General features: G+C 32.8%; 24 protein-coding genes. 18 read left to right on the top strand and 6 right to left on the bottom strand.

Annotated elements, in window-relative coordinates; all coding sequences use genetic code 11:
- Nucleotides 1-65: 65 nt before the first annotated feature.
- The 5 genes from T1L09_RS01925 to hpt all read right to left on the bottom strand — a co-directional run bounded on the left by T1L09_RS01925 (nt 66) and on the right by hpt (nt 6,053).
- On the bottom strand, nt 66-2,213 hold the full coding sequence (locus T1L09_RS01925) for a S46 family peptidase (protein ID WP_322549252.1): 2,148 nt from the start codon (nt 2,211-2,213) through the stop codon (nt 66-68).
- 179 nt (nt 2,214-2,392) lie between these two features.
- Nucleotides 2,393-3,403, bottom strand: coding sequence for a GTPase ObgE (obgE, locus tag T1L09_RS01930; RefSeq protein WP_322549253.1), 1,011 nt, complete (start codon nt 3,401-3,403; stop codon nt 2,393-2,395).
- A 130-nt stretch (nt 3,404-3,533) separates the two neighbouring features.
- Nucleotides 3,534-4,808, bottom strand: a complete 1,275-nt coding sequence (locus T1L09_RS01935) for a hemolysin family protein (RefSeq protein WP_322549254.1) — start codon at nt 4,806-4,808, stop codon at nt 3,534-3,536.
- A gap of 119 nt (nt 4,809-4,927) precedes the next feature.
- Nucleotides 4,928-5,500, bottom strand: coding sequence for an adenylate kinase (locus T1L09_RS01940; RefSeq protein WP_322549255.1), 573 nt, complete (start codon nt 5,498-5,500; stop codon nt 4,928-4,930).
- A gap of 22 nt (nt 5,501-5,522) precedes the next feature.
- On the bottom strand, nt 5,523-6,053 hold the full coding sequence (gene hpt, locus T1L09_RS01945; RefSeq protein WP_322549256.1) for a hypoxanthine phosphoribosyltransferase: 531 nt from the start codon (nt 6,051-6,053) through the stop codon (nt 5,523-5,525).
- A 111-nt stretch (nt 6,054-6,164) separates the two neighbouring features.
- Between hpt and T1L09_RS01950 the strand changes: the two genes are divergently transcribed.
- The 12 genes from T1L09_RS01950 to T1L09_RS02005 all read left to right on the top strand — a co-directional run bounded on the left by T1L09_RS01950 (nt 6,165) and on the right by T1L09_RS02005 (nt 13,974).
- Nucleotides 6,165-6,698 carry a hypothetical protein gene (locus tag T1L09_RS01950; protein WP_322549257.1) on the top strand — a complete coding sequence of 178 codons (534 nt, stop codon included), beginning with the start codon at nt 6,165-6,167 and terminating at the stop codon, nt 6,696-6,698.
- Nucleotides 6,699-6,729: 31 nt separating this feature from the next.
- A complete protein-coding gene (locus T1L09_RS01955; protein ID WP_322549258.1) occupies nt 6,730-6,969 on the top strand; it encodes a hypothetical protein in 240 nt (79 codons plus the stop codon).
- Nucleotides 6,966-7,265 (top strand): hypothetical protein, encoded by a 300-nt coding sequence (locus tag T1L09_RS01960; RefSeq protein WP_322549259.1) that lies wholly within the window; start codon nt 6,966-6,968, stop codon nt 7,263-7,265. Before T1L09_RS01955 ends, T1L09_RS01960 begins: the two co-directional genes overlap by 4 nt.
- A gap of 92 nt (nt 7,266-7,357) precedes the next feature.
- The gene (locus tag T1L09_RS01965; RefSeq protein ID WP_322549299.1) at nt 7,358-8,518 is read left to right on the top strand and encodes a 5-(carboxyamino)imidazole ribonucleotide synthase; all 1,161 of its coding nucleotides are present in this window, start codon (nt 7,358-7,360) and stop codon (nt 8,516-8,518) included.
- 67 nt (nt 8,519-8,585) lie between these two features.
- Complete coding sequence (gene purE / locus T1L09_RS01970; RefSeq protein ID WP_322549260.1) at nt 8,586-9,065, top strand: 5-(carboxyamino)imidazole ribonucleotide mutase; 480 nt, start codon at nt 8,586-8,588, stop codon at nt 9,063-9,065.
- A gap of 156 nt (nt 9,066-9,221) precedes the next feature.
- Complete coding sequence (locus tag T1L09_RS01975) at nt 9,222-11,246, top strand: M3 family metallopeptidase (RefSeq protein ID WP_322549261.1); 2,025 nt, start codon at nt 9,222-9,224, stop codon at nt 11,244-11,246.
- 51 nt (nt 11,247-11,297) lie between these two features.
- Nucleotides 11,298-11,828 carry a GNAT family N-acetyltransferase gene (locus T1L09_RS01980; protein WP_322549262.1) on the top strand — a complete coding sequence of 177 codons (531 nt, stop codon included), beginning with the start codon at nt 11,298-11,300 and terminating at the stop codon, nt 11,826-11,828.
- Between the two features lie 117 nt (nt 11,829-11,945).
- Nucleotides 11,946-12,449 (top strand): GbsR/MarR family transcriptional regulator, encoded by a 504-nt coding sequence (locus T1L09_RS01985; protein WP_322549263.1) that lies wholly within the window; start codon nt 11,946-11,948, stop codon nt 12,447-12,449.
- Nucleotides 12,450-12,522: 73 nt separating this feature from the next.
- Nucleotides 12,523-12,861 (top strand): hypothetical protein, encoded by a 339-nt coding sequence (locus T1L09_RS01990; RefSeq protein WP_322549264.1) that lies wholly within the window; start codon nt 12,523-12,525, stop codon nt 12,859-12,861.
- On the top strand, nt 12,858-13,202 hold the full coding sequence (locus T1L09_RS01995) for a hypothetical protein (protein ID WP_322549265.1): 345 nt from the start codon (nt 12,858-12,860) through the stop codon (nt 13,200-13,202). The genes T1L09_RS01990 and T1L09_RS01995 overlap by 4 nt, the downstream gene beginning before the upstream one ends.
- A gap of 11 nt (nt 13,203-13,213) precedes the next feature.
- Nucleotides 13,214-13,600, top strand: a complete 387-nt coding sequence (locus T1L09_RS02000) for a hypothetical protein (RefSeq protein WP_322549266.1) — start codon at nt 13,214-13,216, stop codon at nt 13,598-13,600.
- 179 nt (nt 13,601-13,779) lie between these two features.
- Nucleotides 13,780-13,974 (top strand): hypothetical protein, encoded by a 195-nt coding sequence (locus tag T1L09_RS02005; RefSeq protein WP_322549267.1) that lies wholly within the window; start codon nt 13,780-13,782, stop codon nt 13,972-13,974.
- A 19-nt stretch (nt 13,975-13,993) separates the two neighbouring features.
- On the opposite strand, the gene T1L09_RS02010 is transcribed toward T1L09_RS02005, so the two are convergent.
- Nucleotides 13,994-14,818, bottom strand: a complete 825-nt coding sequence (locus T1L09_RS02010) for a UbiA prenyltransferase family protein (protein ID WP_322549268.1) — start codon at nt 14,816-14,818, stop codon at nt 13,994-13,996.
- Nucleotides 14,819-14,969: 151 nt separating this feature from the next.
- Here T1L09_RS02010 and gcvP point away from each other — a divergent pair, with 151 nt between their 5' ends.
- From gcvP to T1L09_RS02040, 6 genes are all read left to right on the top strand, one after another.
- On the top strand, nt 14,970-17,813 hold the full coding sequence (gene gcvP / locus T1L09_RS02015; protein WP_322549269.1) for an aminomethyl-transferring glycine dehydrogenase: 2,844 nt from the start codon (nt 14,970-14,972) through the stop codon (nt 17,811-17,813).
- A 156-nt stretch (nt 17,814-17,969) separates the two neighbouring features.
- Entirely contained in the window at nt 17,970-18,341 is a 372-nt protein-coding gene (locus tag T1L09_RS02020) for a group III truncated hemoglobin (protein ID WP_322549270.1), read from the top strand.
- Between the two features lie 131 nt (nt 18,342-18,472).
- A complete protein-coding gene (locus T1L09_RS02025; RefSeq protein ID WP_322549271.1) occupies nt 18,473-19,531 on the top strand; it encodes a 3-oxoacyl-ACP synthase III family protein in 1,059 nt (352 codons plus the stop codon).
- 142 nt (nt 19,532-19,673) lie between these two features.
- Nucleotides 19,674-20,192, top strand: a complete 519-nt coding sequence (locus T1L09_RS02030; RefSeq protein WP_322549272.1) for a class I SAM-dependent methyltransferase — start codon at nt 19,674-19,676, stop codon at nt 20,190-20,192.
- Between the two features lie 26 nt (nt 20,193-20,218).
- Nucleotides 20,219-21,067 carry a glycosyltransferase family 2 protein gene (locus tag T1L09_RS02035; protein WP_322549273.1) on the top strand — a complete coding sequence of 283 codons (849 nt, stop codon included), beginning with the start codon at nt 20,219-20,221 and terminating at the stop codon, nt 21,065-21,067.
- 49 nt (nt 21,068-21,116) lie between these two features.
- Nucleotides 21,117-22,013, top strand: coding sequence for a hypothetical protein (locus T1L09_RS02040; protein WP_322549274.1), 897 nt, complete (start codon nt 21,117-21,119; stop codon nt 22,011-22,013).
- Nucleotides 22,014-22,101 lie beyond the last annotated feature (88 nt).

A 22,101-nucleotide genomic window follows, 5' to 3' on the forward strand; every position in this document is an offset into this window, starting at 1 on the left:
AGTTTTTATGTATAAAAAAACGACTTGATTGCTCAAGTCGTTTTAAATTTTATTTCGTTTGCAAATTACTTTACAATTGTCATTTCATCAACGATGTGTTTCGCACCGGAGAAATTATCAATTACCCACAATACATAACGAATATCAACATTGATTGTTCTTTGTAATTTACTATCGAAGATTACATCACCTGCCATAGCTTCAATGTTTCCATCAAATGCTAGACCGATTAATTCACCTTTTCCGTTTAAAACTGGAGAACCAGAATTTCCACCTGTAATATCGTTATCAGTTAAGAAATTCACGTGTAATGTTCCGTCCTTATCAGCATAACGACCAAAATCTTTAGCAGCATTCATTTCTAATACTCTTGTAGGTAAGTCAAATTCTGCATCACCTTTTTTATATTTTTTAACTTGACCTTCTAAAGTTGTGTAGTTATTGATTGAAGCGTCATTACGTTTGTCTGCTGGCAAAGAACGAACTTTGCCATAAGTTAAACGTAACGTTGAATTTGCATCTGGATATTTAATTTCACCAATTTTAGATTCTCTCAAACCTTCTACTAGTAAACGGAACGATGCGCCAAAATCATTTTGAGCGGTCATTAATTCCTGACTTCTAAAGTTATAATGATTTAACATATCATTCGTTAAAACATATAAAGGATCACCCGTTACCATAGCTTCTGAATGTGTTTCTAAAAATGCTTTCACTTTTTCTACCGAAGTAAAAATACTTGCATCAAAAGCGTCGTTTACATATTTAGTAAAATCACCATTATTTTCCTTCGCTAATTTTTCTACCATTGGCGCTAAAGAATATCCTGCTTTTTTAGCATATAAATTCAATTGTGCTGCTAACATTTCTTTTTCAGCCGGGAGGTGTAATTCTTTGTGCATTCCTTCGACCATTTCTAAAATCCCAGGTTTCATTTGCGCTCTTTTAGTAGCATCTGCTTTAGCATACGCTTCTAACTGACGTCCTAAACCTCTACTTACAGTTCCAAAAGCAGATGATCTAAACAATTGCATCATGTAATTATCATGACGTGATTTTTCATTAGTCAAAGCGTAATACTTATTGATATTAGAAACAACATTGCCGTATTTTGCTTTATTTTCTTTTTTATTAGCCCATTTGTTAAATTTAGCTTCCTGAACCGCTTTCGACTTAGCCGTACCGAATTTCGACAAAGCATCAATCATTCCTTGACGGTTTTTCCAATAATTTGCTACACCTGCGTATTTTGAAGCATATATTAGGTTTATCTCATCACTTTTTACCATATATTTCTTCATAGCATCCATTGACGTTTTAGAACCTTCAACCCAAGCTGGGTAAGCAAATTTTACATTTTGATCAATTCCACCTGCTGGCATCCAACGGTTTGTTCTTCCAGGATAACCTAAAATCATTGCGAAATCATTTTCTTGAACACCTCCAATATTTACAGGTAAATAATGTTTTGGTTTTAAAGGCACATTATTTTGAGAATAATCTGCTGGGTCTCCATTTGCATCTGCGTAAACTCGAAACATAGAGAAATCTGCAGTATGACGAGGCCATTCCCAGTTATCAGTGTCACCACCAAATTTCCCTAAACTTTCTGGAGGAGTTCCTACTAAACGTACGTCTTTATAATCTTGGTAAACAAAATAGTAATATTCATTTCCTTGAAAGAATGGACGAACCGAAACTGTATATTTTCCACCTTCATTATTTTCTTTTTCAATTTTGGCAATTTCTTGGTTGATTGCCTTTTCTCTGTCTAATTCATTCATTGACGAATTTACCACAGCTAAAATTCTTTTCGAAACATCATCCATACGTACAAAAAAACGAACATATAAACTAGATGGTTTTAACTCTTCGGCTCTATTTTTAGACCAGAAGCCATCTTTTAAAATATTTTTTTCTGCTGAAGACAATTCTGCAATTGCGTCATATCCACAGTGGTGATTAGTTAATACTAAACCATCTTTAGAAATCATTTCCGCAGTACAACCACCATTAAACTGGACAATAGCATCTTTTAAACTGTGGTTGTTGATGCTGTAAATTTCTTCGGCTGTTAATTGCAAGCCCATTTTTTGCATGTCGCGGTGATTTAAACGCTCGATGAACATTAAAAACCACATTCCTTCATCTGCTTTTACCGAAGCTGGCACAAGCATAATTGCAGAAACAACAAATAATAATAATTTTTTCATGATAAATAAGTCTCTTTTAAATTGTCTTGCGAATATACTTAAAAATAAGATTTCAATATAATTATCAATTTAAAAAGGGTTTGAATTATCTTAACTTTAACTTTTTATTACAAGTATCGCTACAAACAAAAAAAGCACCTCTATATTTGAGATGCTTTTTCTTATCTATTTTAAACTGCTTATTCTGAATCGGCATTCAGCATTTGCCACAATTTATCTTTCAGCTCTTGAAGCCCTTGCTGAGCTACTGACGAAATAAACAAGTAAGGAGTTCCTTTAAATTCTTTATCTAATTGTTTTTTCAATTCCGATTTTAGTTCGTCATCGAGCATATCACATTTTGAGATAACTACCAAACGGTCTTTATCTAACATTTCTGGATTGTAACGACGTAATTCATCTAACAGAATTTCGTATTCTTTTTTAATATCTTCGGCATCAGCTGGAACTAAAAACAACAACGTTGAATTTCGTTCAATATGACGCAAGAAATAATGACCTAACCCTTTTCCTTCGGCTGCACCTTCAATGATTCCAGGAATATCGGCCATTACAAACGATTGAAAATCGCGGTAAGCTACAATTCCTAAATTTGGTTTCAAGGTAGTAAAGGGATAATCCGCAATTTTTGGTTTTGCTGAAGTTAACACCGAAAGTAAAGTTGATTTTCCTGCATTTGGAAACCCTACTAAACCAACATCTGCTAATACTTTTAATTCTAAAGTTACATCCACTTCTTTTACCGGCATACCTGGTTGTGCATAGCGCGGAGTTTGGTTGGTAGAACTTCTGAAATTCCAGTTTCCTAAACCACCTTTTCCGCCTTCCGCTAGAACCCTAACCTCATCGTGTTCGGTGATTTCAAACAAAACATCACCTGTTTCCTGATCTTTTACTACGGTTCCTAAAGGTACTTCAACATATTTATCTTCTCCGTCACTACCGGTACTTCTTGAACTTCCACCATCACCACCGTGACCCGCACGCATATGCTTTACAAATTTCAAATGAAATAATGTCCAAAGACTTTTGTTTCCTCTGATATATACGTGACCTCCGCGACCTCCATCTCCTCCATCTGGACCCCCTTTTTCAATAAATTTTTCCCTATGCAAATGCGACGAGCCTTTCCCTCCTTTACCGGAAGAAACATATATTTTAACGTAATCTACAAAATTTCCTTCTGTCATCTTTTCTTGGTATTCTGCCAGTGTTTTATATGTATTGTTTTCAAAATCTTAAAAACAATTTTAGTACTTCTGACAATTTATTTTTTCAATGCGCGTCATAATTTAATACAGAACATTGAACGCTTTATTATTATTCTTTTATTGTTGTAATTAAAACTTTGTCAATCTTTACGCCATCCATATCAATCACTTCAAAGTTTAACTTATTCCAAATTAATTTTTGTCCTTGTTTTGGGATTATTCCTAATTCTGTCACAATCAATCCACTTACAGTTGTAACATTATAATCGCCAATTTGCTCGTCCATATCGAAATAGGTTAAGAAATCGTGCAAAGAATAATGTCCATCAACCAACCACGAACCATCTTCTCTTGCTACTAGCTTAAATTCATCTTGATAAAAATCTGCTGCATCACCAACCAAAGCTTCTAAAATATCATTTAAAGTTATTATACCTTGAAAAATACCGTGCTCATCAGTTACTAAAGCATAGTGCACTTTCGATTTTTTAAAAGTTTCTAAAGCTTTGTATGCTGAAGTATGTTCTATAAAATAAACAGGATCCGTTGTAATAGCGTCCAAATTAAAATCCCCTTGTTCAAATCCTACAAATAAATCTTTCAAAGAAACAACTCCCTCAACTTCGTCTAAGTTATCAGCACAAACCGGATATACAGAATGTAAATCATTTAAAACTTTCTTTTTGATTGTTTCAAGTGAATCGTTATAACTCAAATAGTCTACTGCTCTTCGATGCGTCATTAAGGAATTAACTTTTCTGTCCCCAATATGAAAAACACGTTCCACTATATCTTGCTCAATTTCTTGAACTTCCCCTACCTCTGTTCCTTCTTTTATAATGGCTTTAATTTCTTCCTCTGTAACTTTTCCGTCAGCAGATGGTTTAATTTGAAGCACTTTTAATAAAAAATCAGTTGATATGGTTAATAACCAAATAAACGGCATTGTAACTACTGAAACCAATTTCATAGGAACGGCAACTGCTTTTGCAATGCCTTCTGGATGATTCAATCCTATTCGTTTAGGTAATAATTCGCCTAAAACCAACGAGAAGAAGGTTAACACAATTACAACAATTCCCACTGCAATCGATTCCGAATGTGCCTGTAAAACTTCAAAACTGGCAACAAAACGCTGCACATCGCGAGTAATTTTATCACCTGAATATATACCTGTTAAAATTCCAATTAATGTAATACCAATTTGCACAGTTGATAAAAACTCATTGGGTGAATTAGCCAAAGCCAAAGCCACTTTTGCGTTTTTGTTGCCTTTTTTTGCAGCTGTTTCTAGACGGTTTTTACGCGCTGAAATCAAAGCAATTTCCGACATTGAGAAAACGCCGTTTAGTAAAATCAAAAAGAGAATAATTAAGATTTCCATAATTAAAATTAAAAAAAAAGAGCTAAAATTCCAAATTACGGAAATCGCTCCTTTTCTGTGTGCAAATATCCAAAAAAAAATCGAATGCTCGAAATTTATCTTTTTGACGTAATTTTATGCTATAATGAATCTAAAATTGTGTTTAATCTTGCAGTAACTTCTTGTATCGTACCAATGCCATTAACAGCATAAAATTTATCTTGTTTTTGGTAATAATGCATTAGTGGCGCTGTTTTTTGATTGTACTCATCATAACGATTTCTAATTTTTACTTCATCTTGATCGTCTGGTCGTCCTGAAGTTTTTCCTCTTTCTAAAAGACGTGCTACCAAAACATTATCATCAGCTTCTAATGCAACTGTTGCTGTAATTTGTTGCTTTTTTCCGTGTAAGAACATATCTAATGCTTCTGCCTGTGCAATTGTTCTTGGAAAACCATCAAATAAAAATCCTGCAACTTCTGGATTTTTATCTACTTCACTTTCTAACATTTTAATCGTAACTTCATCTGGAACTAAATCACCTTTATCCATGTAGGTTTTAGCCAACTTGCCAAGTTCAGTATCATTTTTTATATTGAATCTAAAAATATCTCCTGTTGATAAATGAACTAAATTGTATTTTTTCTTTAAAAATTCGGCTTGAGTACCTTTTCCCGCTCCTGGTTTCCCAAATAATACGATATTAATCATGTTTGTGTTGTAAAATAGTTAGTTATTCTGATAATTGATAGACGTCTTTTAAATTTCTACCTAATCCGTCGTAGTCTAATCCGAAACCTACAATGAATTTATTAGGAATTCTGATGCCTACATAATCTAATTTGATGTCTTTTTTATAAGCTTCTGGCTTTAAGAAAAGTGTGGCAATTTTAAAGTGTTTCACTTTGTGTTCTTTTAAAATGGCTTTCAATTCTTCAATGGTGTTTCCGGTATCTACGATATCTTCAACAATAATTACCGAGCGTCCTTCCAGATTTTGATTCAATCCGATCAACTGTTTCACTTCTGTCGTCGTTGCCATTCCTTCATATGAAGCCATTTTAACAAAAGAAACTTCGCAAAGACCGTTATATTTTTTTAATAAATCTGCAGTTACCATAAAAGAACCATTCAAAACTCCAATAAAAACAGGAATGTCATCAGAAAAATCATCTTCAATTTGTTTGGCCATATTTGCTATAGCAAAGTCTATTTCTTCAGCAGCAATAAAAACTTCAAACTTTTTGTCGTGTAGTTGTATCAATTTTAGTCAGATTTAAAAATAAGTAACAAATTTAGTAAACTCATAAGGATTTCAAAGAAAGTATTTTAACTTTTTTTGCAAATTTGGTATATTTACCGAATGAAATCTGAAATGTATTCGAAAATTGAACTAAGTACTTGCCACGTGAAGAGCCGAAAAACGGTTAGTAACTTTGCAATGAAGGATGAAAATAACATAAAAGAAATCATTCATATTGCTTTTGATGTCAATCACGAATTGCATACCAAGGCTTTTTGGTCGTTAGATTTAGTTTGCGAAAAAAAAATGAAACTATTTATTCCATACCTTGAAAGATTTTGCGAAGTTTTACCCCAAATAAAAAACGATTCTGCTGTGCGACCTGCTACACGAATTTGTTTTTTATTAGCCAAAAGCAATAATCGAAAGAACGGTATTGACCTCTCACAAGAGCAAGAACACAACATTATTGAAAATTTAATTGACCGATTGATTCAGGATGAAAAAGTGGCTTCAAAAGTTTACGCGATGAAAGCTCTTTTTGTTTTTGGAAAGAAATACGATTGGATTTATGAAGAATTGAAACCGATTATTTCACAAGACGCTTATAACCATTCTGCAGCCTATCAGACTTGTGCTCGAAATATTTTGAAGAAATTAAAATAATTTATATATTTGATAATCAATTACAACCACAATGAATTTACAAGAAAAAAAACGTGCTTTAATCAAAAGAATAGAAGAGTCAACCTCGGATGATTTTATTTCTAAACTTTATAATGATGTCACACGAGATGAAACTTGGGATAATTCTGATGAAGGAAAAGAGTTGATTTTGAAGTTACTTGAAAAATCACAACAAAGTGCAAAAGAAGGAAAAATACATTCTTTTGAAAATGTTTTGAATGAAGTAAGAGAAAAATATGGTTTAAAATGATTGAAATTCAAACTTCAGAAGAAGGAAGAATATCATTCTTAGACGTCTCGGAATTTATACTTTTTAAATGGAACTATAAAATACTTCAAAATTTTATTGACATCATAGATCAAACTCAAAAACGATTATTAGTCAATCCTCAATTAGGCAAACCGTTTAATGCGACTATTCGAAAATTTGTAGTGCACAAAAATGCTTCTTTTTCTTACGAATTTGACGAAAATCTTCAAAAAATAACAGTACTACTCTTTATAGACAATCGTTGCAATCCAAAAGATTATTTAAAACTATTGTAACGAAATATCAATTGTTTATCTTTGCCTAAACACAACAAAAAATGACTCAAGCGAAACGAAAGTTTGAGTCTGATAAAAATAGCTACAGCAAAATGAATTATTTTTCTTCTGATTTTAAATTAGGGATTTTAGGTGGTGGACAGTTAGGCAAAATGATCGTTGCTGATACCCGAAAATTCGATATTCAAACTTTAGTGTTAGACCCAAGTGAAGAAGCACCGGCACGATTTGGCTGCAATGCTTTTTACAAAGGAAGTTTAATGGATTTTGACACCGTTTATCAATTTGGGAAAATGGTCGATTTATTAACAATCGAAATTGAAAACGTAAATCTAGAAGCTTTAGATAAATTAGAAGCAGAAGGTTTAGCGGTTTTTCCATCGCCAAAAACCTTACGTTTAATTCAGAATAAAGGAAAACAAAAAGATTATTATGTTGCGAATGATATTCCAACCTCAAAACATTTGCGTTTTGTTGATTTGAATGATTTACACAATGCACTAAAAAAAGACGAATTAGAATTTCCATTTGTCTGGAAATGTGCTCAATTTGGATATGACGGAAATGGCGTAAAAGTATGCCGTTCTGCTTTAGATTTAGTAAAACTTCCGGATGTGGAATGTATTGCTGAAGATATGATTCCATTTAAAAATGAATTAGCAGTAATAGTTGCTCGTTCAGTTTCAGGAGCAATAAAAACATACCCGGTTGTGGAAATGGAATTCCATCCGGAAGCCAACCAAGTGGAATATGTTATTTGTCCGGCTCGCATTGATGATAAAGTTGCCAAAAAAGCAACGGAAATCGCTTTAAAAGTTTCCGAAGCGTTTCATCACGTAGGATTATTAGCGGTTGAAATGTTTCAAACGGAAGACGACGAAATTCTTGTAAATGAAGTAGCACCAAGACCTCATAATTCGGGCCATCATACCATTGAAGCAAGTTATACTTCGCAATTCGAAAATCATTTGCGTGCTATTTTGAACCTTCCTTTAGGAAATACAGCTAGTAAAGTTGCCGGAATTATGGTAAATTTAGTGGGTGAAGAAGGTTATTCTGGTCAAGTGGTTTATGAAAACATTGAAAAAATAATGGCAATTGACGGCGTAACTCCTCATATTTACGGAAAGAGAGAAACACGACCTTTTAGAAAAATGGGGCACGTAACCATTGTCAACGAAAATATGACGGAAGCTAGAAGAATCGCAGAAGAAGTGAAGAATAGTATTCGGGTGATTAGTCAGAAAAAATAACATCAACTGCACGAATTAGAACGAAATAATTTTATACAATTCGTGTCAAAAAAAAAAAAACATAAAAATGAGTAAAGTAGCAATAATAATGGGAAGCATTTCGGATATGCCGGTAATGCAAGATGCCATCGATATATTAAAAGGATTCGGAATCGAAACGGAAGTAGATATCGTTTCGGCTCACAGAACACCTGAGAAGTTATTTGATTTCAGTAAAAACGCACATATTCGTGGAATTTCTGTGGTAATTGCTGGTGCTGGTGGCGCTGCTCATTTACCCGGGATGGTCGCTTCTATGTCGCCTCTTCCTGTAATTGGTGTTCCTGTAAAATCAAGTAATTCTATTGATGGATGGGATTCTGTTTTATCAATTTTACAAATGCCTGGCGGAGTTCCGGTGGCAACCGTAGCTTTAAATGGAGCAAAAAATGCAGGAATCTTAGCAGCACAAATCATCGGAAGTCACGATAAAAACATCTTGGATAAAATACTTGCCTACAAAGAAAATCTAAAACAAGTCGTTTTAAAAGCTTCGGAAAGTTTATAATACAGAAAAACCCCAAACTCTCTCTAATTTGGGGTTTCTGATCACAATTAAGTGAAAACTATAAAAAAATTATACTCTCTCTGATTGGGACAAAAAGGATGTTTTGCATCATTATGTCGTCAAAATTATACACTTTATCGGTAAAAACCAAATCTTATGACACTTTTTTTAAAAAAATTCACATCAAAACACAATACCGCACCGTTTAATAAGATTAATCTTTCAGAATATAAAAATGGTTTTGAAAAAACAATCGAACTTGCTCGTAATGAAATTAATGCAATTGCTAATAATACAGAAACTGCAACATTTGAAAACACGATTGAAGCTTTAGATTATGCTGGTGAGCAATTAGACCGTTTATCGTCGATATTCTTTAATTTGAATTCCGCTGAAACTTCTGACGAAATGCAGAAAATCGCACAAGAAGTATCTCCAATGCTAACTGCTTTCAGTAATGATATTGCTTTAAATGAAGATTTATTTAAAAGGGTAAAAGCAGTTCACGATCAAAAGGACAACTTGACTTTAACTACAGAACAAGCAACATTACTAGACAAAAAATTTAAAGGTTTTTCAAGAAATGGTGCTTTACTTTCGGAAGAAGATAAACTGAAATTACGCGAAATTGATACGGAATTAGCCAAATTAAAATTGACTTATGGAGAAAATGTTTTGGCAGAAACCAATAATTATCAATTGCACATCACGAATGAAGAAGATTTAAAAGGGCTGCCAGACGGAACCAAAGAAATGGCACGATCTTTAGCCAAATCGAAAGAATTAGAAGGTTGGGTTTTCACCTTAGATTTCCCAAGTTATCTGCCTTTTGTAACCTATGTTGAAAATCGTGAATTGCGAAAAGAAATTGCAATCGCAGCGGGAAAGAAAGCATTTAAAAATAATGAATTTGACAATCAAGAAAATGTAAAGAACATTGTTGCTTTGCGTCATAAAAGAGCTAATTTATTAGGTTATGCTTCGCATTCGCATTTTGTATTGGAAGAACGAATGGCACAAAACCCAGAAAAAGTACAAGCTTTTTTAAATGACTTATTAGAAAAAGCAAAACCAGCTGCTTTGAAAGAATTTTCAGAATTAGCCGCTTTCGCGAAGGAAATTGATGGCATTGAACAATTAGAAAAATGGGATGGTTCTTATTATGCTGAAAAATTAAAACAGAAATTATTCAATTTAGACGATGAACTTTTAAAACCGTATTTTAAATTAGAAAATGTTTTAAACGGAGCTTTTACGATTGCTGAAAAATTATTTGGAATCAAATTCAAAGAAGTTTTTGATATTGACAAATACCATCAAGATGTTACAACTTACGAAGTAACAGATGAAAATGACAATTTTGTAGCCGTATTTTATGCGGATTTCTTCCCAAGAAAAGGAAAACGAAATGGTGCTTGGATGACATCTTACAAACCACAATATGTAAAAGATGGAGAAAATGAAAGACCACACGTTTCTATTGTTTGTAATTTTACGCCTCCATCAGAAACAAAACCTTCGTTATTAACTTTTAATGAAGTAACCACATTATTTCACGAATTTGGACACGCTTTACACGGTATGTTGGCCGACACCATTTATCCAAGTCTATCAGGAACATCCGTTTATTGGGATTTTGTAGAATTACCAAGTCAAGTAATGGAAAACTGGTGTTACGAACCAGAAGCATTAGCTTTGTTTGCCAAACATTACGAGACGGGAGCAATTATTCCGCAAGAATATGTGGAAAAAATCAAAGAAAGTGCTAGTTTCTTAGAAGGAATGGCAACCTTGCGTCAATTGAGTTTCGGTATTTTAGATTTGAGTTATCACGCTAAAGTTCAAGAAATTACTGATGTGAAAGCGTTTGAAAAACAAGCGATGGCATTTGCTAATTTATATCCAGATGTGGCTGAAAACTGTATGAGTACTTCGTTTTCTCATATTTTTCAAGGCGGTTATTCTTCCGGTTATTACAGTTATAAATGGGCCGAAGTTTTGGATGCGGATGCTTTTGCTTACTTCCAAGAAAAAGGAATTTTCAACAAAGAAGTCGCAACAAAATTCAAAGAAAATGTGCTTTCAAAAGGTGGAACGGAATTACCAATGGAATTGTATAAAAAATTTAGAGGTCAGGAACCTAAAGTGGAAGCCTTGTTGAAACGCGCAGGTTTGTTGTAGAATTGAATTCGGTAAAATTCGACCAAAATTTATAAATCGTAAAATAATATTTTGAAACTAGAAGCACTGAAAATTGAAAAATTAGAAACAGATCGCTTAATTCTGATTCCTTACACAATAGAAATATGTGAAAACATTCTAGTAGGAAATTTCGACTTACTCTATAATAAAGGTTACACTAAAGGTAAAAGCTGGCCCGATAAAGATGTTTTGGAAACAGTTCCAAGAATTCTGAAAAATTTATCAGAAAATAATTATGCTACAGGTTTTGAATCTTGGCTTATTATTAAAAAAAATACTAACGAAATTATTGGAGATTTAGGTTTTAAAGGATTTCATAGCGAAACTCAAAGTATCGATTTAGGATATGGAATCATAGCAGAAGAAAGAGGAAATGGTTATGCAGAAGAAGCTTCTAAACAGCTTATTCAATGGGCATTTACTTTTGACTGTATAAAAGAAATAACAGCTAACTGTTTCATAAATAATCTTCAATCTATAAAATTGTTGAAAAAACTTAATTTCATTAAAAAAAAAGAAGGTGAAGAGATGATTTACTGGTTTCTAAAAAACAATTCATAATAAACTCATCCGAAGAAAAAAACTTCGGATAAGTTTTAAAAATATCTTTCATTTATTTTTGAAAGTTTAAAAACTTTTATATATCTTTGTTGAAGCAAAAATGAAATAAACATCAAAATGGAATTCAAAGAAGCAAAAAATAAATTCGTACAAACTTGGGGAGCATTAGGTTCACAATGGGGAATTAATAAAACTATGGCTCAAATCCACGCTTTGTTAATGGTTTCGCACGAACCGATTTCTATGGAAGATATTATGGAAGAATTGCAAATTTCTCGTGGGAACGCATCTATGAATTTAAGAGCATTAATGGATTGGGGAATTGTTTACAAAGAATACAAAGCGGGAGAAAGAAGAGAATTCTTTACAGCCGAAAAAGATTTGGATGAATTGGCTGTGAAAATTTCAAGAGAAAGAAGTAAAAGAGAAATTAAACCTGCTTTAAAAGTTTTAAAAGAAGTTTCTTCCATCAAATCAGATCAAACGGCTGAAGAAAAACATTTTGTAGAACAAACTTCAAAACTCTATGATTTCGTGTTAAAAGCAGACAACGTTTTGGATAAAATCACAGAATACAAAGACAATTGGTTGGCAAAATTGGTCGTTAAAATCATGAAGTAACTCTTTTAAAATAAACTAAAAAAATTTAACAACTACTTTCACTTATTTCTGAAAGTTTAAAATAATAGATAAGATGGAAAATTTAAAATTAACTAATTCAATTGCAATCACAATCCCATTATTTCTTGGAGTTTTGGGTATTGTAGAACCAATCAGTTTATATTTATCAGCTTATTCAACAATGCTAACAGGTTTACTACAAATTATTGTTGGAATCATTTTCTGGATAAAATATAAAGAAAATATTCACATAAAAATATATTTCATATTGGTGGTAACTTTTTTCATTCTGTGGTATTATAACGTGAATGTAAACTACATTGATGCTCTTACTTGGCCATTATTTTTTACACCCTTAGCACTTTGCATTTATATTTCCATAATTATTTACTCTCAAAAGGAAAAATTATGAACCTCAACATCATCGCCTACCTCATCTATTTAAGTATCACAGGCATTATCATCGCAAGAGTTGGGAAAATTTGTTATCAAAACGGAAACATCTACGTGTCGCAATTGCTTCCCAATCACGAAGAATTGTGTCAGAAAATAAATCAACTATTATTGGTTGGCTATTATTTATTGAACATTGGTTATTGTGCCATGACACTAATTTCTTGGCAACCCATTGAAAATTCTATACAATTAATTGAGGTTATTACTTCAAAATCGGCAATCATCATTATCACCATTGCAATTATGCATTATATCAATATTATTTTACTAACGAATTACATCAAAAAATTAATCTAAACTCACTCATTATGGAAACTTCAAAAATTTTAATCGGCTATGCAATTTACCTTCCTGTTGTACTATTTCTTACTTATTATGTTTCAAAGACACTTTTTAGAAATAGTAAAGTTTTTATGCTTGATATCTTTAAAGGAAGAGAGGAAATTGCGAATGCAACTAATAAACTATTTGAAACTGGATTTTATCTATTAAATTTAGGATTTGCTTTACGAATTTTAGAAATGAGTTTACACAAAAACACGTATCAATCACTAATTGAAGAATTGAGTTATAAAATTGGTGGTTTCTCAATTTATCTAGGTGTAATGTTATTCTTAAATTTATACTTTTTCTTCAGAGGAAAGCGAAAAGCCAACCAAAACCAAGTAGAACAGGGAATTGTAATTAACGGCTAAATTTAATAATCCCAATAAGTTGCAGAATTTGTTGGGATTATTTTTTAGTTTTTAATAGGATATGAAAGCAGTTTATTGAATTGGAAATTGGTGGAAAATCTGAAACATTCTATTAAAATCATATAATATACTAGAGAAATAAGATGCCTATTTTTGATAAATCACTAAAAACAAAAATTATGAATCTTAAAAGAATATTTGGAACAATCCTTACGGCTCTTGGAATCGGTGGATTAATATATACGGCTTACCTTTTTTCAATGACTTCTGGAAGCAATCAAGACATTAGAACCTTAATAATCTATGGGGTTTTAGGTTTTGTATTCTTCTTAACCGGAATTAGTTTAATCAAAACTACTAAAGACGAAGCATAACATTCATGTTGAAAAGAATTTATAATTTTTCCGACAAAACCAACACCAACCACCACAATATTGGAACACTTTCCAACCACAACGACGCATAATATCGGGAACGATTTTCATTAGCGAAATAGAGAAACAGAGCAATCGTTATGCAAACCAAAAGTTTAAAAAACAGTGGTAAAAAATGATGATTATCCGTATAAAAAAACTCCAAAGCCAGAAGCAACGCTAACAACAAATAACCTACTTTTTTAGTTTGCTTCACTCCTATTTGTTGGGGAACGGTTTGCAAATGAACATCATCTTTGTTGACATCTACAATATCAAAGACTAAAACCATTGGAAAAATAAGTAAAAAACGTTGCACAGCCATTAAAAAGACATCCGTTGAAAAAGAAAAATTGGCTTCAAATAAAGGCAAAATAACCGTCACACCAACCCAAGTAATAGCAACAATATAAATCTTAATTCCTTTCCAATTTCTTGCATTTTGTCTGTTAGGAAAAAAAGGTAAAGTATATAACAACGTTAGTCCCAAAAAAGCAAAAGCAGTGGTTTTAGTAACCCAACTCAACTGCCAAAAAAAGTAAATACAAGCCAAAAACGAAAAAAAACTCAAAAGAACAATGCCTTTCAATTCGTTTTTGATTTTTAATTTGTTTAACCTTGCTAAAGCATCGTATTTCACGAAATTATAGCCTACAACTGTACCAAAAAAAGCAAAGAAAGCCACCGAATAACCCGTGTCTATATTGAAAAAAAAATCAGTCATTAACACCAAAGAAAAGGCAGATAAAGCCACGTGTAGACTGCTATTAATATAAAAATCGATGGTTTTCTTCAATACATTCATTCCACAAAAATAAACAATCTGTTAATAAGACTTCGTTTTAGTTGATAAAAACACGAAATTTAGTATTTGTTTACAAGATTATTAGAAGATTAATAATTACTTTTGTGAGCGAAAAACAACACATACAAACACTTATACACTTTTTTGTAAAATGAGAAATGATGCATTCGCTTTAAGACATTTAGGTCCTCGTGAGTCGGACTTAAATCATATGTTTAAAACTATTGGTATTGAATCATTAGACCAATTAATTTTTGAAACTGTGCCCGACAATATTCGTTTAAAAAATGAATTAGATTTGGACGCTCCAATGACCGAATATGAATACTTAAACCATATTCAAGAATTAGGAAAGAAAAACAAAGTATTTAAATCGTATATCGGTTTAGGATATCATCCAGCAATCGTGCCAGCGGTTATTCAAAGAAATATTTTTGAAAATCCAGGATGGTACACCGCTTATACACCCTATCAAGCAGAAATTGCACAAGGTCGTTTAGAAGCCATTTTAAATTTCCAAACTACGGTTATTGAATTAACAGGAATGGAAATTGCAAACGCGTCATTATTAGATGAAGGAACTGCTGCTGCTGAAGCAATGGCACTACTTTTTGATGTAAGAACGCGCGATCAAAAGAAAAACAAAGTAAATAAATTCTTCGTATCAGAAGAAATTTTACCACAAACTTTATCGGTATTACAAACACGCTCTACTCCTATTGGTGTAGAATTAGTAATTGGAAACCACGAAACATTTGATTTTTCAAGTGAATTCTTCGGTGCTATTTTACAATATCCAGGAAAATATGGTCAAGTTTATGACTTCGCTGGATTTATTGGAAAAGCTAAAGAAAATGAAATCAAAGTAGCAGTTGCTGCTGATATTTTATCTTTAGTAAAATTGACATCTCCTGGAGAAATTGGAGCGGATGTTGTAGTGGGAACTACGCAACGTTTTGGTATTCCAATGGGTTATGGCGGACCACACGCTGGTTATTTTGCCACTAAAGAAGAATACAAACGTTCAATGCCAGGTCGAATTATCGGTGTTACAATCGATACCAATGGCAATCGTGCGTTGCGAATGGCATTACAAACGCGTGAACAACACATCAAACGTGAAAAAGCAACGTCTAACATTTGTACGGCTCAAGTTCTTTTAGCTGTTATGGCTGGAATGTACGCGGTTTATCACGGACCAAAAGGATTACAATTCATCGCAGATAAAGTACATGCTTCGGCTGTAACTGCTGCTGATGCTTTAAATAAACTAGGAGTTTACCAAACAAATTCTTCATTCTTCGATACGATTTTAGTAAAAGCTGATGCTGCTAAAGTAAAAACAATCGCTGAAAAACACGAAGTAAACTTCTTCTATCCAGATGCAGAAACAATTTCGATTTCATTTAATGAAACGACTTCTGTGAACGACATCAACCAAATCATCGCTATTTTTGCTGAAGCTACTGGAAAAGAAACTTTCGCAGTGTCGCAATTGCTTACAGATTCGATGATTCCTGCAAGTATTGAAAGAACTTCTCAGTTTTTACAACACGATGTTTTCAACAAAAACCAATCGGAATCACAATTGATGCGTTACATCAAAAAATTAGAACGCAAAGATTTATCGTTAAATCACTCAATGATTTCGTTAGGTTCTTGTACTATGAAATTGAATGCTGCGGCTGAAATGTTGCCTTTGTCCATGGCAAATTGGAATAATATTCATCCATTTGCACCTATTGAACAAGCGGAAGGTTACCAAATTATGCTTAAGAAATTAGAGCATCAGTTGAATGTAATCACTGGTTTTGCAGGAACAACTTTACAACCAAATTCAGGTGCGCAAGGTGAATATGCTGGTTTAATGGCAATTCGTGCTTACCACTTATCAAAAGGCGATACGCATAGAAACATCTGTTTGATTCCTGCTTCGGCTCACGGAACAAATCCAGCTTCTGCTGCAATGGCAGGAATGGAAATCATCGTGACAAAAACGATGGAAAATGGTAATATCGATGTAGAAGATTTAAGAGCGAAGGCAATTCAACATAAAGATAATTTATCGGCTTTAATGGTAACATATCCATCAACGCACGGTGTTTTTGAAAGCGCTATTGTTGAAATCACTGATCTTATCCACGAAAATGGAGGTTTAGTTTATATGGACGGTGCAAATATGAATGCACAAGTTGGGTTGACAAATCCAGCTACAATTGGTGCTGATGTTTGTCACTTAAACCTACATAAAACGTTTGCTATTCCTCACGGAGGTGGTGGACCAGGTGTTGGACCAATTTGCGTAAACGAGAAGTTAGTTCCGTTTTTACCAACAAATCCAATTATTCCTGTAGGCGGAAAAGATGCAATTACAGCCATTTCTTCGGCTCCTTATGGATCAGCATTGGTTTGCTTAATTTCTTACGGCTACATCACTATGTTAGGTGCAGAAGGTGTAACGAATGCTACAAAATATGCTATCTTAAATGCAAATTACATGAAGTCGCGCTTAGAAGAACATTATCCTATTTTATATTCTGGAGAAATGGGAAGAGCAGCACACGAAATGATTTTAGATTGTAGAGCATTCGAAGAAAAAGGAATTAAAGTAACGGATATTGCAAAACGTTTAATGGATTATGGTTTCCACGCGCCAACAGTTTCTTTCCCTGTTGCTGGAACTTTAATGGTTGAACCAACAGAATCTGAAGATTTAGCTGAATTAGATCGTTTTTGCGATGCCATGAGCGCTATTCGTAAAGAAATTGAAGCGTCAACAAAAGACGAAGAAAATAACGTATTGCGAAATGCACCACATACTTTAGCTATGGTAACGAATGACGAATGGATTTTCCCTTACACAAGAGAAACTGCCGCTTTCCCATTAGAATATGTTGCTGAAAATAAATTTTGGCCAAGTGTTCGTCGTGTTGATGAAGCGTATGGTGATAGAAACTTAGTTTGTTCATGTGCGCCAATTGAAGCTTATATGTAATAGAAAGAAAGTACAAAGTTAATTTTACTAAGTACAAAATTTAATAATTAAAAGCCCAAATTCAAATTTGTGAATTTGGGCTTTTTTTTTGAAACCTGATAAAAGTCAAGTTATTCAAAAATGAAAGTTGTAAATTTGATGAATTAAAGTGCAACTATGAAAGATATAGAAACCCGGGAAGATATTTTAACGCTTATGCGCGAGTTTTATGTAAAGCTTCTAGCAGATGATGGCATTAACTTTTTCTTTACAAAAGTGACCGCAATTGATCAACATTTAGAAGAACATTTTGAAACTTTAGCAACTTTTTGGGAGCAATCACTTTTTTTAAGAGGCGGTTATTTCACTAATATGTTTACAGTTCACAAAGAAGTGCACGAAAAATCGAAGTTTACTAAAGAACACTATACTATTTGGTTAGAACATCTTAACACAACAATTGACGCTCATTTTGAAGGAAAATATGCCGAACAAATGAAAACGCAAGCCTTGAGTATGGCAACAATAATGCAAATTAAGTTCCATTAAAACAATTAATATTAAATTTTATCTATTTTTAGCAAGAATATCTTACTTATTTGACAATATTATGCACGCATAGTATTTTTTAGTGTATCGTTAAAATATTTTTGTTAATTTAGCCAATTAATATCTTTATAATGCAAATTAAAATAACGGGTTCAGGAAGCTATATTCCAACAATAAAAGTTAGTAATTCTGATTTCAGCGAACATTACTTCTTAAATGAAGATGGATCTGCTTTTAATATGACGAATGAAGTAATAGCAAAGAAATTTGTTGAAATCACTGGAATTTTAGAAAGACGCTATGCTGATCCAGAAATGGTGAACTCCGATATGGCGTTTATAGCTGCAAAAAAAGCAATCGAAAACTCAGGAATAGATCCTGAAACATTAGACTATATTATATTTGCTCACAATTATGGCGACATAAAAAGCAACTCCATACAATCAGATACGGTGCCAAGTTTAGCGACGCGTGTGAAGTATTTATTACAGATAAAAAACCCAAAATGTGTTGCCTACGATATTCTTTTTGGATGTCCAGGTTGGATTGAAGGTGTAATACAAGCACAAGCCTTTATAAAAGCTGGAATGGCTAAAAAATGTTTGGTAATTGGATCTGAAACATTATCTCGCGTGGTGGACATTCACGACCGTGATAGCATGATTTATTCAGACGGTGCTGGCGCTACCGTAATTGAAGCAACAGAAGAAACCGGTGGAATTTTAGCGCATGAAAGTGCTACTTATTCTTTTGATGAAGCGAAATATTTATTCTTTGGCAATTCTTTTAATAAAGAAAAAACAGACGACATACGTTACATCAAAATGCACGGAAGAAAAATTTATGAATTTGCTTTATCGAATGTTCCAAAAGCAATGGCGTGTTGTTTAGAAAAAAGTGGTATTGCTATTACTGATGTAAAGAAAATTTTAATACATCAAGCAAACGAAAAAATGGATGAAGCGATTGTGAATCGTTTCTATAAATTATATAAAATGGAAACTCCTGCTGGAATTATGCCCATGAGTATTCATAAATTAGGAAATTCAAGTGTAGCGACCATTCCTACTTTATACGACTTAATCGTAAATAATAAATTAGAAGATCAAAGTTTAAACATAGGCGATGTCATCCTTTTTGCTTCCGTTGGAGCAGGAATGAACATCAATGCTATTGTATACAAAATGTAGATTCTTATAAAAATAAGCAACCGCAAATTCGCATAAAAAAATGTGAATTTGCGGTTTTCTATTTTTAAAACAAATGAAAACTATTCCAAACTTTAAATTATCTTTGTCACTTCGAGCTGTTAAGGCATAAATTTTAATTAGAATGTACGAAAAAACATATCCGAGCAAACGCTTCAACATTACGCTAGATTTTCTAAAAAAGCACGTCAAAACTTCAGAAACCATTTTTGATTTAGGTGTTCCAAATCCTTTTTCAAAAATAATGGAAGCAAACGATTATAAAGTAATCAACACAACAGGCGAAGATATTGACGAAAATCAAACGGCTTTGCATAGTGAAAAATATGAGGTTTTTACGGCATTTGAAATTTTCGAACATTTATTGAATCCTTACACGGTTTTAAAAAATGTAAAAGCAGATAAAATTTTAATTTCAATTCCGTTGCGTTTGTGGTTTTCACCAGCTTATCGCAGTAAAACTGATATGTGGGATCGTCATTATCACGAATTTGAGGATTGGCAATTGGATTGGTTGTTAGAAAAAACAGGTTTCAAAATAATCGATCGCGTTAAGTTTACACATCCGGTTAAGAAAATTGGTTTTAGACCTTTATTGCGATTTTTTACGCCAAGATATTATTTGGTTTACGCAGAAAGATAAAACAAGCAAAAAAAAGATTTTATCTAATGAAATATTACATAATAATTCCTGCTTATAACGAAGAAGCTTTTATGGCTTTGACTTTACAATCGTTGGCAGCACAAACTGTTTTACCTTCGAAAGTTATTGTAGTGAATGATAGCTCAACCGATAAAACTCCAGAAATCGTTTTGGCTTTCGCCGAAAAATACGCGTTTATCTCTTTGGTAAACAAAAAATCAGAAGCCATTCATTTGCCCGGAAGCAAAGTTATTCAAGCTTTTCACGAAGGCGAGAAACACATTGATGATAATTACGATATTATTGTGAAAGTTGATGCCGATTTGATTTTTCCAACCAACTATTTTGAAACCATCATCAAAGAATTTGAATCTGACGAAACGATTGGAATGGTCGGTGGATTTTGTTATGTTGAGAAAAATGGCGAATTTGTACTCGAAAATTTAACCGATAAAGATCATATTCGCGGTGCGTTAAAGGCGTATCGTAAAGAAACCTTTAAACAAATTGGTGGATTAAAACCTCAAATGGGCTGGGACACCGTTGATGAATTGCTATGTAAATTCTACAATTGGAAAGTAGTTACCGTTGAAAGTTTACACGTAAAACACTTAAAACCAACTGGTGCAAGTTACAACCAAGCCGCTCGTTTTAAACAAGGCGAAGCTTTTTATGCTTTAGGTTATGGGTTTTTTATCACAAGCGTTGCTTCGCTTAAATTAGCGATGCGAAAAGGGAAACTTTTATTATTTATTGACTATTTAAAAGGATTCTGGAAAGCAAAAAAAGTTAATAAAACGATGTTAGTAACGCCAGAACAAGCAAAGTTTGTTAGACAATACCGTTGGAAAAAGATGAAGGAGAAGTTGTTTTAACTTAAATCTTAAAAAATGAAATCATTATTTATTCAATTTTTTTTTTTGCTTGACTTTAATAAATGTTAACGCTCAATCTAAAAGAGTATTGATTTTTAGTGATTCTGGCAATTTGGTAAGCGATGCGCTTCTACTAATTGACAATTCTCCTAAATACATTTCAGACAGTATTGGTTTTGTTACAATTAACAATATTGATTTTGATAAAGAAATAACGATTAGACACTTAAATTTTGAAACTAAAACGTTTGCAAAATGGAATTTGAGAGATACTTTATTTCTAAATGAGAGAAAACATACGCTAAATGAAGTTGAACTTAAGGCTAAAAGAAAGAAAAGCAAAACGTTACAACTCTTTCCTACAAAGAACATTAGTAATAGTATGCCTAAAAACTTTGGGAAATCAGGATCTATCAGTCAAAATGTTGAAATAGCCGTTTTTTTTCCAAACCAAGATAGCACTCGAACAAAAATTATAAAAAAGATTCTTGTTCCGACGAATAATTATAAAATAATTAAAAGCTTACAATATGGCAAAACCTCAAAGAGAAAAAACGCAAAATACAGTCCATTCAAAATTAACTTATATACGATAGATTCTATTATTGGAATTCCGAAAGATAAAATATTTGAAGAGTATTTCGTGATTAAATGTGCTGTTAATGAAAATTATGCTGTTCTAGAATTAGATGAAAATGAAGAAATGGAATTCCCAAAAAACGGTTTCTTTGTGGTTATTAAAAACTTAACAATTGAGGAAAATAAAGAATTAGGTTATGATTTTGCACCTGGTATAGAACAAATTGGAGTATCTAAAAACAATAAATTTTTACCCTATTTTAGATATTTACATCAAGGAGAAGATGCTAAATGGACTAAAAAACAATATCTGATAAATAGAAACAATATTTATAATATTGGAGTTGAATTTAAAGAAATTAAATAACTAATAATTCATTTATCCGCGGGTTGCGTTAGTGATGGGAACGGCATCCTTTTTGTTTTTATTAGGTTTGCAAAAACCTAGTAAAAAT

The organism is Flavobacterium psychraquaticum, from assembly GCF_034497725.1.
In the GTDB taxonomy this organism is placed as follows: Bacteria; Bacteroidota; Bacteroidia; order Flavobacteriales; family Flavobacteriaceae; genus Flavobacterium; species Flavobacterium psychraquaticum.